Here is a 19,855-nt window from a genome sequence, read left to right as displayed (position 1 = left end):
ATTAAAACAATGATTAAGTTAGTAAGAACTGATTCAGATGATCCTGATTTTATCAGTCTTGTTAAATTGCTGGATGCCGATCTGGCACGGACAGACGGTACCGAGCATGCATTTTATGCACAGTTTAATAAGATCGACAAGATTAAACACGCGGTCGTTGTTTATGACAATGACAAACCAATCGGTTGTGGGGCGATGAAGGAATTTGACTTAATTGCCATGGAAGTTAAACGCATGTATACTTTACCGGAAAGCCGTGGAAAAGGAATTGCAACCCTGATTTTGAGTGGACTGGAAAGTTGGGCAGCAGAATTATCTTACCAGAACTGCGTACTGGAAACCGGGAAAAGACAGCCGGATGCCATTGCACTCTATCTAAAGAACGGTTACCGGATAGTTTCTAATTACGGGCAATACATAGGGATCGAAAACAGTGTTTGTTTTGAAAAGGAACTGAAATGATAAACCCTTTTTTTGACTTTTTAATAGTGAAAATTTCAAGAGTAAAGAAAAACGTATGAAAGGATTAAGTGATTTATTACAATTGGGAAATCCGCTTCTTTATGAAGTTTGTGAACCTGTCCTGCAATCGGAACTGCCATTGGTGAAAGATTGGGTTGCTGACCTGGACCAGGTCATGAAAGAGATCAGGGCAAAATATAACTTTGGCAGGGCGATTGCAGCACCGCAATTGGGGATTATGAAACGGGTCATTTACATGAATATAGAAAAGCCAATTGTATTCATTAATCCAGAATTGACGAGTTTGAGCAATGAAATGTTTGAGATTTGGGACGATTGTATGAGTTTTCCAAACCTGCTAGTAAAAGTAAAACGCCATAAAAGCCTGACTATAAAATATCTGGACGAAGACTGGAAGCCACAGGAATGGAAAATGAGCGATGATTTGTCAGAATTGTTACAGCATGAGTACGATCATTTAGACGGGATTTTATGTACAATGAGAGCGATTGACGATAGATCTTTTAAATGGCGGCCGTAAAATGTTTTGGAATTAAATATAATTTCTAAAATGAATATCAGAAAATACCAGGATGCTGACCGGGAGAAAATAATAGCGTTGTTGAGGCTGAACACGCCCGAATATTTTTCGCCAGATGAGGAAAAGGACCTGATCTATTATTTTGACAATCATATTGAGTATTACTTCGTTGCTGAAACAGATGGAGTTATCGTTGGTTGCGGCGGTTTTAATATGTCAAACGATCCAAAAAAAATCGGATTGTCATGGGATATTGTCCATCCTGAATACCAGGGGAAAGGTGTTGGCAGCGCATTGATAAAATACAGGATTGACCGGATAAAAGAATTGGGGAAAATGCAAGTAATTACTGTCCGCACCTCTCAGCTGGCGTATAAATTCTATGAAAAATTTGGTTTTGAAATTAAAGAAATTGTAAAAGATTACTGGGCTGCTGGTTTTGATTTATATAGAATGGAATGTAGTATCAATTTGATTTCAGATTGATTCCTGAATTAAAATTGCCATTTCAAAACCGAATAATAAATGGTAGTATGTTTAAGTTTTTCGGGTGATTAAATTTGATATAGAAATGATCATATTTTTTCACTTAAAGTGTACGATTATGCCTAAGTATGTGATTGAACGAGAAATTCCGGGAGCTGGAAAATTGAGTCAGGAAGAGCTAAAAGGTGTTTCGCAAACTTCCTGTAATGTATTGAGGAACATGGGGCCAGAAATTCAGTGGCAGCAAAGTTATGTGACCGGTGACAAAATCTATTGCGTTTATATAGCGCCGGACAAGGAGATGATTCTTGAACACGCCCGGCAAGGTGGATTTCCGGCAAATTCCGTAAGTGAGGTGTCAGCCATTATTGATCCTGTGACTTCGGAATAGTGCTAAATCATTAACGAAGAAAAGGTTGTGGAATGATTGAATGTAAACCGTACAAATTAAGCGTACGGCTTACATTCAATTTTAAGTTTAAAGTTTAGGGGAATTTAACTGCTAAATAACAATTTGAAAAAATAAGATAGACAATGTTGCTAAAACGCAAGTAGCCGCAAAGGCACAAAAACACTAATCTAATTCAGTGTTTTTGTGCCTTTGCGGCTACTGGTATTTCTGAGGTCAAATGCACCACTGTCAGTTACAAATTTCAAGATTCAAAATGCCAGCAATTTAATATCTGATAATTTGTTCCGGATAAAAACGAACAATATTCAAATACAGATTAGATCCATTTTCAATTTTTAAAAATGAGCAAGATAAAAATTAGTTTTAATTAAATATTTGATTTTCTTGTATAGAAACATAGAGTTAATTTTCATTATAAATTCAAATAATTTCATTATATTTTTATTATTTGTATAGAAATGATTTATTTTTTATATAATTTAAATCTTCAATAATTACTTAAACTAAAAACCAACTATGATAGATAAAAATTTATAAAATAGTACTTCTTCGTTGTTGTAAATAAATAAGTGTTACAAAGTTTACTTTTGAGTGTTAATGTAAAAATTTACAGCAAATCATATTTAATATCTGCCAGTTGAATAGATTATTTTATAACTGCATCAATGTGATTTTGATATGGATATAAGTGAAATTTGTTACTAACTATCTGGTAATAAGTTAAATGTATTTTATTTTATAGGATTTCGTACAATTCTTTATACTATAATACTTATTCATGTAGATTAATTATTTGGCTGAATCGTAATCTGCCAATGGATTTCTATTACCGTAATTACCGTTTCAAAACAATAGAAATATTTCTCTTTTTAAAGTAATTAATATTTACTATTTGTAAAAATGTATTTGAAGAATTTAATTATTATGATTAGTAAATATTCAATTTGATCGTTAAAATTAGATATTTAAATATAGAATTTGATTCTTTTATAAAGTAGCGCAAGATTTCAATTGCTCCTGCTTTTATATGAGTTTATTGTTGTTTTGTTCCATTGAAACTCAGCGTAATATCAACTAATAAAAAGTGCATTTATAAAACTTTTACAATGTAAAAGTCAGGCCACTATTTACCCCACATAATTCCTGAATAATTAATTGCGATGTTTTAATTATTAAAAAAATCAAATCAATTATGAAAAGGTTATTTGTACAAACTGCATGGAAAGGGCTGCTTATGTCTGTTCTTTTTTATTTTTTATTTGTCGGGAATGTTGATTTGCGAGCGCAAAATGCGGTTTCAAATGGCAACTTTGACGCAACGTTAATTAATTGGACTGCTAACCCTATTACCGGAGGGTGGGTTTGGGTAATCGGTGGGATTGGTTCTAATGGTGCCTTTGCCAGTAATATTGCAAATAATAGTACAACGGGTACCTTAACCCAATCGCTCACTAATGTAGCACCTAACGGAGCTGTTTTATCATTCAGCCTGAACTGGAATTATTCGAGTATTTCCGGAACTGCATCCACATTCCAGATCAGTTATAATGGTGTTGTATATGGGCAAATGATTACAAAGAGTATAAGCACAAGCAGTGCATCCATAACACCGCTAAATGGAGCCACAGGTGCAACAGTAACAGTTCCTGTATCAACAGTCACAGCAAATAATTTTGCAACTGCTTCATTTACACTGCCAAATGGTATACCTACATCAGGAATACTTGAAATTAAAATGATTTCGGGTAGCTGTTTCCTGTGTGCAGATGATATTGGGGTAGATAATGTATTTCTAACTTCCTGTACACCTGGTACACCTACGGCGACCGTTACGACGGAGCCAACCTGCGCTACCTCTACAGGTTCAGTAACGATAGGTAATCTGCCGGCAACCGGAAACTGGACACTATAGCGCGGAGCTACAACCCTGACCACGTCGGGATCGGGTACAATATATATTGATAATACTGCCGCCGCAAGTACAAGTTATTCGTACACCGTTACCAATGCAAGCGGTTGTGTTTCTGCTGCTTCCAATTCTGTATCCATCAACGCACAGCCAGCTACTCCTGTACAACCCACAATAACACCACTTACCCAGCCAACCTGTTTGGTGTCAACCGGTACTTTTACAATTTCCAATTATAATGCATTGTATACGTACACGATCAGTCCCTCGGCTGGTGTCTCTCGTTTATTGGGTGTCGTTACTGCACCAGCCGGCACTTATACTGTGACTGCTACACTAGGCAGTTGTACTTCTATAGCCTCAGCTTCGCATACACTTAATGCGCAGATTACTCCTGCCCAGCCAACGCTTACAGCGGTTACCCAGCCAACGTGTACGGTTGCTACCGGTTCCTTTGATATTTCCAATTACAATGCGGCATACACTTATTCCATCACACCATCAACAGGAGTTTCGCAAAGTGGTGCAACGATCACCGCACCTGCCGGGATTTATACAGTTAATGCTACACTTGGAAGTTGTATCTCGTTGGGTTCTGCCTTGCAGACTGTCAATTCGCAACCTGTTACCCCGTCACAGCCAACGCTTTCATTATTAACCCAGCCGACCTGCCTTGTTTCAACGGGAACTTTTTCTATTACCAATTACAATGCACTTTACAGTTATACAATCAGTCCGTCCGCTGGTGTATCGCGTTTACTTGGAGTAGTCACAGCTCCAGCAGGCACCTATACGGTAACTGCGACATTCGGCAGTTGCACTTCTTCAACCGCATCAGAAACACTGAGTGTGCCTGCTGCACTGCCACAGCCAACTTTGGCACCGTTATCTCAGCCAACCTGTCTGGTTTCAACCGGTACCTTTTCGATTACAAACTATGATGTTTTGTATACTTACACGATCAGCCCATCCGCCGGCGTTTCGCGGTTACTGGGGATTGTTACCGCTCCGGCTGGTACCTATACAGTAACTGCAACATTGGGTAGTTGTTCTTCTGCGGCATCTGCTTCCGAGATAATTAATGCGCAACCTGTAACTCCTGCCCAGCCAACGCTTACAGCGGTTACCCAGCCAACGTGTACGGTTGCTACGGGCTCCTTTGATATTTCCAATTACAATGCGGCATACACTTATTCCATCACACCATCAACAGGAGTTTCGCAAAGCGGTGCAACGATCACCGCACCTGCAGGGATTTATACAGTTAATGCTACACTTGGAAGTTGTATCTCGTTGGGTTCTGCTTTGCAGACTGTCAATTCGCAACCTGTTACCCCGTCACAGCCAACGCTTGCATCTGTAACACAGCCAACATGCCTTGTTTCAACGGGAACTTTTGCTATAACGAATTATAATGCCCTGTATAATTACACGATTACTCCGTCTGCCGGAGTGTCCCGTTTATTGGGTATTGTCACTGCACCGGTTGGTACTTATACGGTAACTGCAACTTTGGGTAGCTGTACGTCTGAAGTTTCCCTGGAGGAAGTGATTCAAGCCCAACCCGTAGCGCCACCAACGCCGACACTCGTTTCTTTGACCGAACCAACCTGTTTAATCCCGACCGGGACCTTTGAGATATCGAATTACAATGTACTATACAATTACACGATCAGCCCATCAACGGGAGTATCGCGTTTGCTTGGGATCGTCACTGCCCCGGTTGGTACTTACACCGTGACAGCCAATTTCGGCGACTGTGTTTCAGAGGTTTCTGCCGAAGAAGTGATTGAAGAACAGCCGCTTGCGCCACCAACACCGACGCTTGTATCTTTGACCAAGCCAACCTGTCTGATCCCGACCGGAACTTTTGCGATTTCAAATTACAATGTATTGTATAATTACACGATCAGCCCATCAACGGGAGTATCGCGTTTGCTTGGTATTGTCACTGCACCAGTTGGGACTTACACCGTCACAGCCAATTTCGGCGACTGTGTTTCAGAGGTTTCTGCCGAAGAAGTGATTGAAGAACAGCCGCTTGCGCCACCAACACCGACGCTTGTATCTTTGACCCAGCCAACGTGCCTGATCCCGACCGGGACCTTTGCGATATCGAATTACAATGTACTATACAATTACACGATCAGCCCATCAACGGGAGTATCGCGTTTGCTGGGTATTGTCACTGCGCCAGTCGGTACTTACACGGTAACGGCCAATTTCGGAGACTGCGTTTCAGAGGTTTCTGCCGAAGAAGTGATTGAAGAACAGCCGCTTGCGCCACCAACACCGACGCTTGTATCTTTGACCCAGCCAACGTGCCTGATCCCGACCGGGACCTTTGCGATATCGAATTACAATGTACTATACAATTACACGATCAGCCCCTCAACTGGAGTATCGCGTTTGCTGGGTATTGTCACTGCGCCAGTCGGTACTTACACGGTAACGGCCAATTTCGGAGACTGCGTTTCAGAGGTTTCTGCCGAAGAAGTGATTGAAGAACAGCCGCTTGCGCCACCAACACCGACGCTTGTATCTTTGACCGAGCCAACGTGCCTAATCCCGACCGGGACCTTTGCGATTTCCAACTATAATGTACTGTATAATTACACGATCAGCCCCTCAACAGGAGTGTCGCGTTTGCTTGGGATTGTCACTGCACCAGTTGGCACTTACACGGTAACGGCCAATTTCGGTGACTGTGTTTCAGAGGTTTCTGCCGAAGAAGTGATTGAAGAACAGCCGCTTGCGCCACCAACGCCGACACTGGTTTCTTTGACCCAGCCAACGTGCCTGATCCCGACCGGGACCTTTGCGATTTCCAATTATAATGTATTGTATAATTACACTATCAGCCCATCGGCAGGAGTTTCGCGTTTGCTTGGGATCGTCACTGTGCCGGTTGGGACTTACACCGTAACGGCCAATTTCGGAGACTGCGTTTCTGAGGTTTCTGCCGAAGAAGTGATTGAAGCCCAACCCGTAGCCCCGCCGACGCCGACACTCGTTTCTTTAACCCAGCCAACCTGTCTGATCCCGACCGGGTCCTTTGCGATTTCCAATTATAATGTACTGTATAATTACACGATCAGCCCATCAACAGGAGTGTCGCGTATGCTTGGGATCGTCACTGCGCCAGTTGGTACTTACACCGTAACAGCTAATTTTGGTGACTGCGTTTCGGAGGTTTCTGCCGAAGTAGTGATTGATGCGCAACCGGCTGTGCCTGTTCGGCCGGTTTTAGTTGAAGGCGCCCAGCCAACCTGCCTGGTAAATACAGGGACTTTCACTATTTCCAATTACAATGCAGCCTATACTTACCATGTGCTGCCATCTTCGGGTGTTTCAATTAGCGGCGAGACAGTAGCCGCACCTCCGGGTGTTTATACCGTATATGCTACACTTGGCAGCTGTACTTCTGAATTGTCAGGAACTATTATTCTTACTATTCCATCTTGTACTGTATCCGTAGCAGGTGGAGTTAATTTCACGTATACACAACCAGTTACTGCCGGTCAGGTATTAACTTTGAACGGTATTGGTGGTAATCCTCCTGCACCTTATGGCATAGATCTGGAAGACGGGGTTTTGGGCGGATCTACAACAACCAGCACACTGGTTATCACTAAACTGGCGACCAATAATGCGGCTTTAAGCTATGATTCCGGCACAGGAGCTGAATTAATAACGTTAAATCAAGAAGTAGATAATTTCAATTCGTCTAAAATAACGTTAAAGATTCCGGGGGCAGGACAAACAGAAACTGAGTTTAACTATTCTTTTAAGGACAGTGATGGTTTACTGGGTGTAAATGCTGTGTATCAGCTCAGCTGGACTAATGCGCTTCCGGTAAAGCTTACGAAGTTTGATGTGGAGAAAGGGTCACCGGAAGGAATAACCGCTTTATTAAAATGGACTACAGCAACTGAAACCAATAGTGAGCACTTTGACATTGAACGCAGCAGTGATGCTAAAAACTGGGTATTAATCGGTAAAAAAGCAGCAGCGAGCGATAGTAAGGTACTATTGAATTATAACTTTTCAGATATTTCTCCATTAACAGGAATCAATTACTATCGCCTTAAAATGGTTGATAATGACGGTACCTTCGCTTACAGCCAAATCAGGAATATAACTTTTGATGAGCTTGCTGCTGAGCCGGTTACACTTTTTCCCAATCCTGCATCAAATGTTTTCTTTCTTAAAGATGTGGACCTTAAAAGTGTGAAAGAAGTTGCCATTATTAACTCATACGGCTTGACTGAGTTTAAATCAACGTCTATTTTGTCGGGCAGAATTGATGCAGATTTTCTGCTGGATGGCATTTACATAGTAAAAGTTACGCATAAGAACGGTACAACAACAAAACTTAAATTGGTTATCAGTAAATGATTATCAAAGTGTAAAAACAAAAAAAGCGCCGATTAAGGCGCTTTTTTTGTTACAAAACTATTTACTTACATCAGATTAATTTGAAGATATTGTTCTGGAACGTTCACTTTGTGAAGCTCCGTTTGCTTCGTTTGTCTGAGTTGAGGAATTACCGGTAACACGGTTGGAACTGTATTCTTCGCGTTTTACCCGGATCCGGTTTTCCACGTTTGATACGCCTGAAATCCCATCGGCGATATCTTCTGCCCTGCGTTTTGCAGTCCGGTCGTCCACTGTTCCGGTTAAAGTTACTTCGCCATTTTCTACTTTTACCTCAATTTCTGATGCATCAATCCAAGAATCATCACTTAAACGGTCGTTGATATCATCCTTAATCCGGTCATCGGAACGGCGGTAACCTTTTGGACCCCTACCTCTGTGTTCACCTTGTTGCTGCCGCCTGTCCATATCCCGGCGCCGTTCTGCATCATCATCTCCAAACCAGGACGAAACTTCATCCTTTGTGCGGTCCCAGAAACCGCGGTCCTGGTTTTCATAGTTGCTTTGATAATTGCTTCTATTGCTACGGCTTCCACTATCAAACTGAGATCCTCTGTTACCTTGATTGTAATTAAAATCACTGATTCCGGTATTTCCGCCATTATATCTGTTCCCTTGCCTGAACCGATCGTTATCATCATCCCAATCGTCGTTCCTCTTGAATTGCGAACGTTGGTCTGACCAGTCGTTTTGATAATTTCCCTGGTTGCCTATATCATTATACCTGGAATTCCGATCAGAATTACGGCCATATCTGCCGTACCTGTCGCCATTGTCTTCCCTGTTCTGATCAAAACGGGAATCTTTCCGATTTCGATTGTTACTTGACATAATAAGCTACTTTTTGTTGATAATCTATAAATATTAAATTATTATAACGGAATATTTATAAAAATTATGCCAAAAACGGATATTAGTCTGGTTCCCTGAAAATCAATAAGTTCGGTCAAATTTTTAGCAAATGGCAAAATTTTTGCTATGTGTTAAAAAGTCCACAATGTGTTTAAACCAAGAACAGAAGATCGCTAACATCAATTGGAAATCAAGGTAAAATGATTCAGCATTTGCAACGCTTTGAGCAGAGAAAATTAAAAAACCTACTTAAGTTTTTCCGCCAGATATAAATAAGGTTTCAAAAAGTGATGCTTAAACAAAGCTTTCGGATCGTCGGGGAACAACTTATAGTATGCATCATCAGCAAGAAGCACAATAGTTTGTCCGGCACGCATATAATTACTGCTTTGAACATAGGATGGTGACTGATAGTCCGGCAGGTTTTTTACCACAGTTTTTTCCATATAAGTGCCTAAAAAGCGCTGATATTGTTTTTGGGCTTTTCTGGTGGGTTTATCCAGTTTTTTAAATGCATAGTTAAGTGCAATGCGTTTAAAAAATTTCTGTTTGCGTATCATCTGCGGAACGCCTACAAATGGGTTGGTTTTGTTAAAATCGTCCGTAGTCTGCACAGTCATTGGTATTTCAGGGACCCAGTCAGCAGAATTAACAACATTAAATCCCCATCCTCCATAGGTCAGGGCTTCATAGTCATAGGCATAATACAGATTTCCTGGTTTTGGCCCGGCTATACAATAAGTCTTAAATTTAAGGTCTGCCGGAAGGCGGCCACCCAGCTCGCCGTACAAATATGATGTCATTAAAAATGCCAGAGCACCACCCTGGCTGTCACCTGTAATAATAAATTCACGCGTACCTGATTTTATACAGGAGTCCATTTTAGGCAATACATCTTTGGCCAGATATGCCATACCAATTACCCAGCCGGCATGAACTGCCGCTTTCGGATTCCTGGCTAATTTATATGAAAATGTTTCAGTCGGACTTAATTTCACCTGGCCAGTAGCAGGTACCATTGCAGCATAAAAATTTTCCAGCCAGCCAAGCGGATCCAGCGTAGTTCCGCGCAGACTGATTACAGCAACTCCATCGTTACGCTGCCATAATTCCCAGCGGTTATCCAGGCCGACGATAGGGGAGCGGTAAGTTTTTTTGTAAATATCCGGCGAGCCGATGGTAACGGAATCGACATGGCCACCTGCTATTTTCAGCATATCAATCAATTCAGCCTTATCAAAACCTGGTTTTAAATGCTGGCTTTGAGCAAAAGAATTAATTACAGAAAAACAATTAATCAGTAGCGTTATCCAAATGAAAAGTAATTTCATAAACTGCAGTATGTAAACGTTGATAGTTAAAGCAAAAAGATACATGAATTTCTATTAAAATGTTAGGAAAAGGAGTCAAATCGTTATTATCCGGTTGCGCGCAGGTTTTTTTGTTAAAATGATTTCGAAACTATTTTCAGGTAAGAGCTAATCTTTTTTTAGCAGCAAAAGCACTTTTTAAATGGACATTGGAACAGTTAACGTTTTGTTTATCTGTGAATTTTAAGATAAACAGATTTGATTAACCGCTGAATATCGATTTATTTAAAATTTGATGGAATGTCAAATTCAAATTATTACAAAAATCCAATGTATCTTTTGCTTTGGATTTTTCATATTATTTAAAAGGTGAATCCCGAACCATTAAGCTTGATGTAATGATTGAAAGTACTTATCAGAAGGAAGTAGAAATCAAAGCACTTATCGATTCATTCGTATGCGGTACTTTGCCTGCAGAAGGATTGGACGCACAAGGCGCATTTAACAGTTGGCCTTTATTTTGTGGCGAAGTATGGCCGGGAAGAAACATCCATTCAGATACCAAAGCTGATACGCAAATACAATGAGATAGTGGGTACTGAAAATACGGAGACGAGTGGATTTCATGAAACGATAACCCAGTTCTGGATTTGGCTCCTGGATTGTTACTGGCAACAGGTCCGCCAAAAAATGTCATTATTGAATGCCTGTAATTATCTTGTTACCTCGCCATTTGCAGATCAGGAAGCCTTCTTTAAATTTTATAGCAAACCCTTCCTTTTTTCAACAGAAGCCAGAAGAGAAAATTTGCTTCCCGATATTCAGCCGCTGGATTTTCGTAAACTTGCTGAGTCCTGATGTAAGCATATTAAATAAAATTAACATCAGGAAAAAATCAGTATGATAAGGTCAAATTTCATATAATCAGGTATAGTTTTTGTGATTTGACCGGGATAAACCAAACAACAAAAACTATGGCTGACGATGAGACAAAAAGAGGCCCGCAAGATAGCAGCAGGGTTAATGTCTATGATGAGTATGAGGTGACTTACTGGACCGACATACTGGGCTGCTCAATAGAAGAGTTGAAAAAAGCTGTGAAAGAAGTTGGTACATCTGCTGATGCAGTACGTGCGTATCTGAACAAATAGTTGCATTAATCAAGTTTTATGCCAAAGTTTTTTCTGGATAAAACATTCTTTTTTTAGAAAAATAATGTCAGGCTTAAACGTGCAAATAATGGGGTTCCCGGTGTGAAATGTATTTCCTCAACAGATTGTGTTTCACCCTTTAAGCGGCTTTCTGTGTCAAATTGCGTTTCCTTCCACTTTGTGTTCAGCAGATTTTGTACGGAAAGTCCCAGATTGTAATTTTTTCTGGCATAATTCATTTGCAGATCTCCCACAAAATAACCTTTTGCAACTATGGAATTGTCCTCATTCGCCGGGCGATCAGCCATATATCTGTATCTGAGCGAGCCGCTTATACCATTTGGCATTTGCAGGGATAAACCTCCGGTCGATGAAAAAAGCGGGGCCAGCGGTAAATAATTCATGCCTTCCTGTTCCCCGATTGCACGAGGTTTTGCCGAACTTATGTCCACGTCGGCATACAGCGTTTTTGTCAGTTGATATCTTACGGAAAGATCCAGTCCCTGCCGTTTCGATTTTCCGCTTGGTTCAATGACGCCCGCATCACCAACATAAACAAATTCCTGCTGAAGCCATAAATACCAGGCAGCTATATTGATAAACATTTTAGGAAATGGCTTGAAAATCAAACCAAAATCCGAGCCGTAAGCCGATGGTAAAATCTTTTTTCCACCCTGAGGTGCTACAAGCGGATTACCACCCGCTCTGGTATCATTGGAATGAAATCCTTTGCCGGAATTCAGATACAATTGCACTCTGGGATTAAAAGTGTAGTAAAAATTTAGTTTCGGAGAGACTATAGCTTCGGAAGCATGTTTTGTATTGACTTGCTGAGCCAGCAGATCTTCATATTGATTCCTGAAATAATCGATCCGGACACCTGCATTGACCGTGAAACGATCGGTTACCTGAACCAATTCATCAGCATATACGGACGCATTCAATTCGTTGATATTTCCAAGCTGGTAATTTTCAAGTGTCACAGATCTGTTTTTGGTGTGGGATAATTCTGTCCTATTTGTCAGGTCATGTCTGTATTGTACGCCCAGCGTGGATGTCCATTGCGTTTTCTTCCAATTCGTTTGTTTGGAGATGCTGCCGTTATATCCAAATAAATTGCGTTTTTCTTTTTGTCTGATTTGATCACCATTGATAGAATCTTCCAGAAAGAATGTGAAGTTGGAGTATAATTCAAAGTTATAATTGGTGTAAAAAACCTGGTTTTTAATGATATAATTGTTGGAAGTCAAGGTAACAAACTGAGCGTTTACATTAGTGCGGCTCGTTTCGCCACCTTCAGAAGGATCGATAGAGCCATAAAATCCAATTTGTCCGGATTCGTAAGCCCGATCCGGAATCTGGCCCGAATGGTTCCATTTACTCCAGAATGTCGAACCTGTTAAACTCAGCGTGGTATTGGAAGCAATATGTCCATGGTATTTTCCTGCCAAATTCAACCGGTTAAAATTCTGCGGATTATCGAAATATGAGTTTGTGAATGAATATTCGGAGGCAATGTATGCAGACTGGTTTTTATCATTCCCCTCGCGGGATGCCTTGCCGTGACCCAGCAAATCTATCCCGGCAACTGCCCTGAAAGAATCATACTGACCGGCCTCCAGTTTGACAAACGAGCGCTCCAATGCATCTTTAGTCCTGAAATCGACCCAGCCTGCAGTAGTAAAGTTGCCTTTTTCAGCATTATAAGGGCCTTTCTTGAAATCAACACCTTTTACCAGTTCGGGTATTACAAAATGCAGATCAGCGTAACCCTGTCCATGCGCGTGTGAAACCATATTCACTGGCATTCCGTCAACGGTCAGGCGTATATCAGTGCCATGATCCAGGTCAAAACCGCGAAGAAAAATTTGTTCTGCTTTTCCCCCTCCCGCATGCTGTCCGATGAACAGGCCCGGAACCATTCTTAAGATTTCCTGAGAATTGGTAATTGGCCTGAGTTTTATATCCAGGCTGCTGATCAATTGCTGGTCGTGGGCTCGTTGGGACGATATTACCACTTCACTCAACTCGATATCTGAAAGAGCAAGAAAGGTTTTTAAAAATGCTGTCTGGTCATCTGCAACAACCACTTCTAAAATTTGTGATCTAAAACCGACATGTGAAAGTTCAACTTTATACTTTGACGCAACCAATCCATCAAACCTGTATTGGCCCGATTCGTCAGTTGTTGTCGTTTTACCCATGTTGGTTAGCTGAACATTGACCCCTTTTAGCGGAAGGTTAGTAGCTTTGTCATAAACAGTGCCGGATATGTTTCCCAAATGTGCGTAAGAAGCCAGGCTTATAAGCATAAACAAGATCAGGAGTATATATCTATTCATAACGGTTCAGATTTTATCAGGCAAAGAAAGAACTTTATTCATTGTCTGGTACCAAATTTCAGCGTTGTTCCAACGCAGTTTCTATTAATTGTTTGCCAGTGTTTTACTATCTGGATTTGCTTTTATCAAATTAGCAAGTTGCAGGATTTCGGGGTCCTTACTGCCAGTACTTAGCGCAACCTCAATGTGTTGCCTCGCTTTTTCATTATTTTTTTCATCAAAATAAACTAAAGCAAGTGCATGATTTACATCGATGTTTTTGGGACGTTTTGCGTATTCTTTCAGGCCATAAACAAGTGCGGAATCCAGCTGCCCGGTTTTGGTATAAAGTTTACAAAGTTCAAGATCCACAATATGACCCGAGCTTGCATCTTCATTCAGCATTTTTACTACTTCCTTATATTTATCCGATGCTTTTTCTTTGTTTCCCTGCAACGCATAGATATCAGCCATTTCTTCATGAAACGAAAATTCCGGCATAATCTTCGCGGCTTTTTCCAGTTCAGCCAATGCTTTATCGTACTGTTTCCTGGCTTTGAAAATCTGCGCCTGTCCGCGTAATGCAAACGCATAACTTGGGCGCAGGCTGAGTATCTGTTGATATTGGATTTCTGCTTCTTTTAGCTGTCCTGTTGTTTCGTATAAATGTCCGAGCGTGTTTTTGCTCCAGCACTGCGGCTCAGATCCCGGCAGGCCTGCCTGTACAGCCAGTTTCATTGCTTCAATTGCACCCGGATAATTGCCGTAAATTTCACGCAGATAGGATGCACGTGAATAAGATTCCAGTGAAGGTTTTAGCTCCTGCATTTTGTCGGACATGGCAACAGCTTCCTTATAATTGCCAAGTTCAACGTTGGCATCCACCAGAACACCGTAAACGTATGCATTGGCCGGATTGATCTGGCGTGCTTTTTCTGCAAGGTCCCGTGCCTCAGCAAACTGGTGCTGCGACATTTTCACAGATGACTTGAAAGTTGTCGCTTCAAAATTCTTTGGATCCATGGACAAAACCCCGTCCAGAATTTTTATAACAGCAGGGTAATAATAGGGATGTTCACCTGTAATTCTGGCTTCGGACAAATAGATGACAACAACCTGCAGACGCGATTTAATATCACCTGGATTTTCCTTTATTTTTTTCTTGAGTTCATCAACTTTCTCTTTGGTTTTTGGCCATTCGGTGGCTTTTGCCAGCTCACCATGCCGTTCAAACAAAGGTGGTATTTCAGTACTTACCGCTGTACTTTCAGAACTTTCTGTTTTCTTTTTATCAGTACAGCCAGCTTGCACTAGTAAAATAACGGGTACAAAAAGGATAAATATTTTTTTATAGATAAAATTGAAAGTTGCCATATTTTAAAGAATTACTGTGGATTTTAATGAACCGGAGATCAACCTGATATTATACCTGATCAATCTCCGGCATTTTTGTTTTTAGTTATTGAATGTTTGTATTATTTCCGTAAAATTTTAACTACATGCTTTTTATCAGGCGTTGTCACACGCAGATAATAAAAGCCTGACTGGTGTCCCAATTTTACTGCACGCTGTTCGGTTGCATTGGCTTTTGCAATTACCTGCTGACCCAGAATCTGCCCTTTGTTATTTACCAGATCAAGCTGTACCCGCTTACCCGACGCTCCTTTAATCTCCACAAATACTTCATCGTTGTTGGTAGGATTTCCCATAATAACCGCTGATAAAGGAACTTGCTTGCCATCATCTTTCGCCATGGCTCCGATGCGCATGTTCATACATTGTGCACGGAATTCAAATTCAAGGCTAACTTCTGATGCAGGCTCATTGATGTAACGTGCTTTTGCAGTCAGTGTACTGCGGCTGTTGGCATCCTTAAATAATTCAGATTCAATCATTCGGTTCACACTCGTTCCCCAGCCTCCGTTCACAACACCGGCAGCCGAATATTCAACAGTTTTCGCAGGATCAGCTCCTGTACTGCCAAAGGTGAAACTTCCTGTCATACAATCGAGATTTGAAATTGTGACGGCAAGAACCGCAGGAATTTCTGTTCCGGGACTAGTTCCTTCGTAACTATCACCCCGGAAACCCGGCCATGGGTTTTGGAGGTACGGGAAATTAGCTTTTAAGGTAGTGTCATTTTTGGTGACACCTGCATTGAAAGTCAGTACTCCTAACAAATCGGGTGTTACCGGACTGGCGCTTACACCAGGTGTAAAATCGTCATACCATAACCCGATCGCTGCCAGAACTACACCGCCAACAGCTTGTAATTCAATAGTTGTCACATCATCCTCTAACCGGCGACCGTTCGGAAAACCATCCATATTCGGAATAAACTGCAAATCTTTTGTTGTGTTATACATAGGATCTGTAAGCCCGAGAGCGGCAGCCTGTACCAATCCCAATGAACTGAATTTAGGATCGTTACGTGGCGTAGCAGGTACGGCCATATTCAAACGAAGCCAGTCGCCCAAGGTTGGCAGGAAATTATGAATGAAAGGTTTTCCGGCAGCTAATGGATTGCCGTTCTTTCCTGTTGCCAACTGATAGGGAGCCAGGTTTGGAACACCGGTATAGAATATAGGCAGGATATCCACGGCACGCGGACTCATAGAATCCGGCAAAAGTACGCTTCCGAACGCAGCTTCTGAAAGTGCAGTGCCGTCCAGTGCAGCATTTCCTTTCAGGCCATATAAACCAGGTTTGCCATTACGGAAATCGAATGAGCCGAGTGATTTGGTTTGAATACGCAGATCGGCCAATCCGGGAACCGCAGTGCCAAACTGAGAATCATCCATATATAAAGCCAGTTCTGGGTTGGTAAAGTACTTTGCAAATTGCAGGTCACTGGCCGGTGTAACTGCATTCCATTTGTCTTTCATCCCAACCGGAATAATCGCTTCGTTTGTGAGTGGCATACCAAGTCGGGAAACCTGTACCCAACCGCCATCATATCCTACATCACTTCCTTTATATAAGGTTGTGATTTTCCTGCGGCTTGAAGAAGCATATACGCCTATCACATAATCAGGATCAAGTATAGTTGAAGCCTGTGCTACGGTTTTCTTATTTTTTTGTAAAGTTGCAACCGGCACTTCTATCACAATAGAATGGCAGTTGAATTTGGCAACTGCATCTTTTCCTCCGCCTTTACGGATATTTCCAAGATCAAAAATGCCTCCCAGATCCACAAAGAAAGGGTCGTCAACCGGGCCGCAGAATATTTTTTCGCCTGTGCTTGCCGTCATGATCGATTTTTCAACCAAACCATCGTAAGTCGAACCCAATCCAACTGTTTTGTTATTGATGGAACGCGGCCCGATATGCGGTGGAGGTACTTTTCCGTCAGAAACAATGGTTGTAAATGTTTGGCCGCCATCCATACTGCGCTCACAGGTATAGGTTGTTTTCAGGTTTTCTTTTCCCAGACGGATCAGGAAAAATGTTGAAGGATCTTCATTCATTTTTTTGAAAGTAAACCTGTAAACAATGTCAGCGCCGGGTGTGGCGGCATTGTTGTCAACATGCACTTCGTAGCGGATATTTTCTCCGAACGAATACCAGTTGGGGCCACCGGCAGGATGTTCAAAAGGAATGTAATTGGCTACGAGAACGATGTTTTCCTGGTTTGCAGGACTTTTAAATGCATAGACATCGGTATTATCAGCCAGCGGGTCGGTCGAAATCAGCGGAGCCTCGCGGTGAGAAGATGCTTTTGACTGGAATGGCTGAACGCACAATACGGCCAGAGCTCCAATCAGATATATAAGATTTTTCATATTGATTATTTATAAAAGTGATTGGGATTAGAATCTGGCTTTTTCAGGATAATCATAGCCTCTCCATGGATTCTGCACGTAAGGAAATGCTGTTTTTAAAGCCACATCATTTTTTGTTGGCCCTGAATTAAAAGTAAGCACGCTTAAAAGGGCAGGGGAAACAGGAGCCGTTGCTGTGGCATCATCATAAAATAATCCAATGGCAGCAAGTACAACGCCAGATACAGCCTGTAATTCTATAGTCGTTACGTCATCTTCCAAACGACGGCCATTCGGGAAACCATCCATGTTAGGGATAAATTGCAGATCGGTCGAGGTATTGTAAGCCGGATCTGTTATTCCCAAAACCGCGGCCTGTACCAAACCAAGTGAACTGAATTTCGGATCATTACGCGGAGTGGCCGGTACTGCCATGTTCAGGCGTAACATATCACCAAGTGTTGGCAGGAAATTGTGTATAAATGGTTTTCCTTTTGCAAGCGGGTTGTTATTTTTGCCGGTTGCCAACTGATACGGGGCAAGGTTAGGGACTCCTGTATAAAATATTGGCAAAAGATCCACAGCGCGCGGGCTCATGGCATCTGGCAATAATATTCCACCGAAAGCTGCTTCTGCCAAAGCGGTACCGTCCAGTGCAGCATTTCCTTTCAGGCCATACAAACCAGGTTTGCCATTACGAAAATCGAACGAGCCGAGTGATTTGGTTTGGATCCGTAATGCAGCCAATGATGGAACAGCAGTACCAAATTGGGAATCATCCATGTAAAGGGCAAGCTCCGGATTAGTGAAATACTTAGCGAATTGCAGGTCATTTCCACCGTAAGGAGTTTGCGAATTCCAAAGGTCTTTCATTCCTATTGGAATAACGGCCTCATTGGTCAAAGGCATTCCAAGGCGTGAAACCTGAACATATTGTCCGTCGTAACCCACGTCGCCTTCATTATAAAGCGTTTTGATCATCTGGCGGCTTGCAGATGCCCACACGCCGATTACATAATCCGGATCGAGAATACTGGAAGCCTGACTGATACCTTTTCCATCTTTTTGCAATAGATTAACCGGTACTTTAATGGCAATAGTGTGAACGTTAAAACGATTCAGGGCGTCTTTCGGAGCATTGGTTGTGTTACCTTCCGGACGGAAATTGCCTGCATCAAATGCACCAGCCAGATCTACAAAGAATGGATCGTCCACTGGTCCGCAAAATACTTTTTCCCCGCTTGATGCTGTTGCAATGGCACCCTGTACGAGGGTATTATAATCCGTTTCCAGCCCAACAGTTTTTCCTTCAATTGAGCGCGGTCCAATGTTATTTGGCGGCACTATTCCATTATCAACAATAGTAATAAATGACTGGCCACCGTCAGTACTTTTTTCGCATTTATATGTTGTTTTAAGATTTTGTTTTCCTAAACGGATATTGAAAAAAGTAGTGGGGTCTTCATTGGTACTTGAAAAAGTAAAGCGATAAGTGATATCATCTCCGGCACTGCTTACCTTGTTTTTAATGTGGATCTCATAACGGACATGTGTGCCAAAATTGTAATAATTAGGTCCGCCTTCAGGGGATTCGAACGGAATATAATTGGCAATGATGGTGATGGTATTCGGGTCGTCAGGACTTTTGAAAGCGTAAACATCCGTGTTATCAGCAAGCGGATCGTTGGAAATAAGCGGGGCTTCTCTATGGCTGGAGGCATAACCACCCAACGAAAAGAGGAGCATAGCGCAACTCAGGAATCCAATCCTAAGCTGGCAATAACGCAGCGGGAAAACTTGCATAAGTAGAGTTTTTAGATATGAAAAATAATTAAAATGAATTATTATGAAGTAGGAAAACACGCCGTCTGATTCATTTCATATGTTACTGTCCATCAGCAGACAAGTGTCTGGCAGACATACGCCGGTAAACTTAATTTAGATGACTGGAGGGAAAGTTTTTTCGGAACTGAATGTGACCGGAATAAGTATTTAAGTTAATTAAAATATAAATTTTATGATAAAATTTATTATAATTTTATTTTTTATCTGCTAAATGGAGATTTGAACAGTGCGGAAAGTACAATGCCGCATAAGCCAGGAAAGCTGTACGTCTATTCGTACACGTAATTGTTATATTGTTGTAAAATGAGTCCAATTGATTTTTAACTTTCTTATACAAAAAACCTGGCTGAACTTAATTCGTAAATACT

The 19,855-nt window shown here is 41.5% G+C and carries 15 protein-coding genes; 8 read left to right on the top strand and 7 right to left on the bottom strand.

Translation table 11 applies throughout. The features are described 5' to 3' along the window. Positions 1-9 precede the first annotated feature (9 nt). The 5 genes from KZC02_RS02305 (at position 10) to KZC02_RS02285 (ending at position 3,813) form a co-directional block, all read left to right on the top strand. Entirely contained in the window at positions 10-462 is a 453-nt protein-coding gene (locus KZC02_RS02305; RefSeq protein WP_221392620.1) for a GNAT family N-acetyltransferase, read from the top strand. A 55-nt stretch (positions 463-517) separates the two neighbouring features. After that, entirely contained in the window at positions 518-1,003 is a 486-nt protein-coding gene (locus tag KZC02_RS02300; RefSeq protein ID WP_221392619.1) for a peptide deformylase, read from the top strand. Between the two features lie 30 nt (positions 1,004-1,033). Then, complete coding sequence (locus tag KZC02_RS02295; RefSeq protein WP_221392618.1) at positions 1,034-1,489, top strand: GNAT family N-acetyltransferase; 456 nt, start codon at positions 1,034-1,036, stop codon at positions 1,487-1,489. Between the two features lie 118 nt (positions 1,490-1,607). Then, a complete protein-coding gene (locus KZC02_RS02290; protein ID WP_221392617.1) occupies positions 1,608-1,880 on the top strand; it encodes a DUF4242 domain-containing protein in 273 nt (90 codons plus the stop codon). Between the two features lie 1,213 nt (positions 1,881-3,093). Next, positions 3,094-3,813, top strand: a complete 720-nt coding sequence (locus KZC02_RS02285; RefSeq protein ID WP_221392616.1) for a hypothetical protein — start codon at positions 3,094-3,096, stop codon at positions 3,811-3,813. 74 nt (positions 3,814-3,887) lie between these two features. Here the strand turns inward: KZC02_RS02285 and KZC02_RS02280 are convergent, their stop codons facing one another. After that, the gene (locus KZC02_RS02280; RefSeq protein ID WP_221392615.1) at positions 3,888-4,043 is read right to left on the bottom strand and encodes a hypothetical protein; all 156 of its coding nucleotides are present in this window, start codon (positions 4,041-4,043) and stop codon (positions 3,888-3,890) included. 10 nt (positions 4,044-4,053) lie between these two features. On the opposite strand from KZC02_RS02280, the gene KZC02_RS02275 reads away from it, so the two are divergent. Continuing rightward, entirely contained in the window at positions 4,054-8,208 is a 4,155-nt protein-coding gene (locus tag KZC02_RS02275) for a T9SS type A sorting domain-containing protein (protein WP_221392614.1), read from the top strand. A gap of 75 nt (positions 8,209-8,283) precedes the next feature. Here KZC02_RS02275 and KZC02_RS02270 read toward each other — a convergent pair whose 3' ends face one another. Next, positions 8,284-9,078: a BON domain-containing protein gene (locus KZC02_RS02270; protein ID WP_221392613.1), complete on the bottom strand. Its 795-nt coding sequence runs from the start codon at positions 9,076-9,078 to the stop codon at positions 8,284-8,286. Between the two features lie 266 nt (positions 9,079-9,344). Further along, a complete protein-coding gene (locus KZC02_RS02265) occupies positions 9,345-10,430 on the bottom strand; it encodes a lipase family protein (RefSeq protein WP_221392612.1) in 1,086 nt (361 codons plus the stop codon). A 501-nt stretch (positions 10,431-10,931) separates the two neighbouring features. Between KZC02_RS02265 and KZC02_RS02260 the strand changes: the two genes are divergently transcribed. Continuing rightward, a complete protein-coding gene (locus tag KZC02_RS02260) occupies positions 10,932-11,267 on the top strand; it encodes a hypothetical protein (protein WP_221392611.1) in 336 nt (111 codons plus the stop codon). Between the two features lie 116 nt (positions 11,268-11,383). Next, positions 11,384-11,560, top strand: a complete 177-nt coding sequence (locus KZC02_RS02255) for a DUF3606 domain-containing protein (RefSeq protein ID WP_221392610.1) — start codon at positions 11,384-11,386, stop codon at positions 11,558-11,560. A gap of 53 nt (positions 11,561-11,613) precedes the next feature. On the opposite strand, the gene KZC02_RS02250 is transcribed toward KZC02_RS02255, so the two are convergent. From KZC02_RS02250 to KZC02_RS02235, 4 genes are all read right to left on the bottom strand, one after another. Beyond that, the gene (locus KZC02_RS02250; protein ID WP_221392609.1) at positions 11,614-13,902 is read right to left on the bottom strand and encodes a TonB-dependent receptor; all 2,289 of its coding nucleotides are present in this window, start codon (positions 13,900-13,902) and stop codon (positions 11,614-11,616) included. Positions 13,903-13,986: 84 nt separating this feature from the next. Beyond that, entirely contained in the window at positions 13,987-15,255 is a 1,269-nt protein-coding gene (locus KZC02_RS02245) for a tetratricopeptide repeat protein (protein ID WP_221392608.1), read from the bottom strand. 101 nt (positions 15,256-15,356) lie between these two features. Continuing rightward, positions 15,357-17,663 (bottom strand): DUF4331 family protein, encoded by a 2,307-nt coding sequence (locus KZC02_RS02240; RefSeq protein ID WP_221392607.1) that lies wholly within the window; start codon positions 17,661-17,663, stop codon positions 15,357-15,359. A 27-nt stretch (positions 17,664-17,690) separates the two neighbouring features. Then, on the bottom strand, positions 17,691-19,388 hold the full coding sequence (locus KZC02_RS02235; protein WP_221394918.1) for a DUF4331 domain-containing protein: 1,698 nt from the start codon (positions 19,386-19,388) through the stop codon (positions 17,691-17,693). Positions 19,389-19,855: the final 467 nt, after the last annotated feature.

It is taken from the genome of Dyadobacter sp. NIV53, from assembly GCF_019711195.1.
Taxonomy (GTDB): domain Bacteria; phylum Bacteroidota; class Bacteroidia; order Cytophagales; family Spirosomataceae; genus Dyadobacter.
Note: the sequence above shows the minus strand (reverse complement) of the source record. Positions and strands in the feature narration are given on the sequence as shown.

Coding starts and splice junctions, on each gene's coding strand:
- KZC02_RS02305 (WP_221392620.1), top strand. CDS start 10: ATGATTAAGTTAGTAAGAACTGATTCAGATGATCCTGATTTTATCAGT.
- KZC02_RS02300 (WP_221392619.1), top strand. CDS start 518: ATGAAAGGATTAAGTGATTTATTACAATTGGGAAATCCGCTTCTTTAT.
- KZC02_RS02295 (WP_221392618.1), top strand. CDS start 1,034: ATGAATATCAGAAAATACCAGGATGCTGACCGGGAGAAAATAATAGCG.
- KZC02_RS02290 (WP_221392617.1), top strand. CDS start 1,608: ATGCCTAAGTATGTGATTGAACGAGAAATTCCGGGAGCTGGAAAATTG.
- KZC02_RS02285 (WP_221392616.1), top strand. CDS start 3,094: ATGAAAAGGTTATTTGTACAAACTGCATGGAAAGGGCTGCTTATGTCT.
- KZC02_RS02270 (WP_221392613.1), bottom strand. CDS start 9,078: ATGTCAAGTAACAATCGAAATCGGAAAGATTCCCGTTTTGATCAGAAC.
- KZC02_RS02265 (WP_221392612.1), bottom strand. CDS start 10,430: ATGAAATTACTTTTCATTTGGATAACGCTACTGATTAATTGTTTTTCT.
- KZC02_RS02255 (WP_221392610.1), top strand. CDS start 11,384: ATGGCTGACGATGAGACAAAAAGAGGCCCGCAAGATAGCAGCAGGGTT.
- KZC02_RS02250 (WP_221392609.1), bottom strand. CDS start 13,902: ATGAATAGATATATACTCCTGATCTTGTTTATGCTTATAAGCCTGGCT.
- KZC02_RS02245 (WP_221392608.1), bottom strand. CDS start 15,255: ATGGCAACTTTCAATTTTATCTATAAAAAAATATTTATCCTTTTTGTA.
- KZC02_RS02240 (WP_221392607.1), bottom strand. CDS start 17,663: ATGAAAAATCTTATATATCTGATTGGAGCTCTGGCCGTATTGTGCGTT.
- KZC02_RS02235 (WP_221394918.1), bottom strand. CDS start 19,388: ATGCTCCTCTTTTCGTTGGGTGGTTATGCCTCCAGCCATAGAGAAGCC.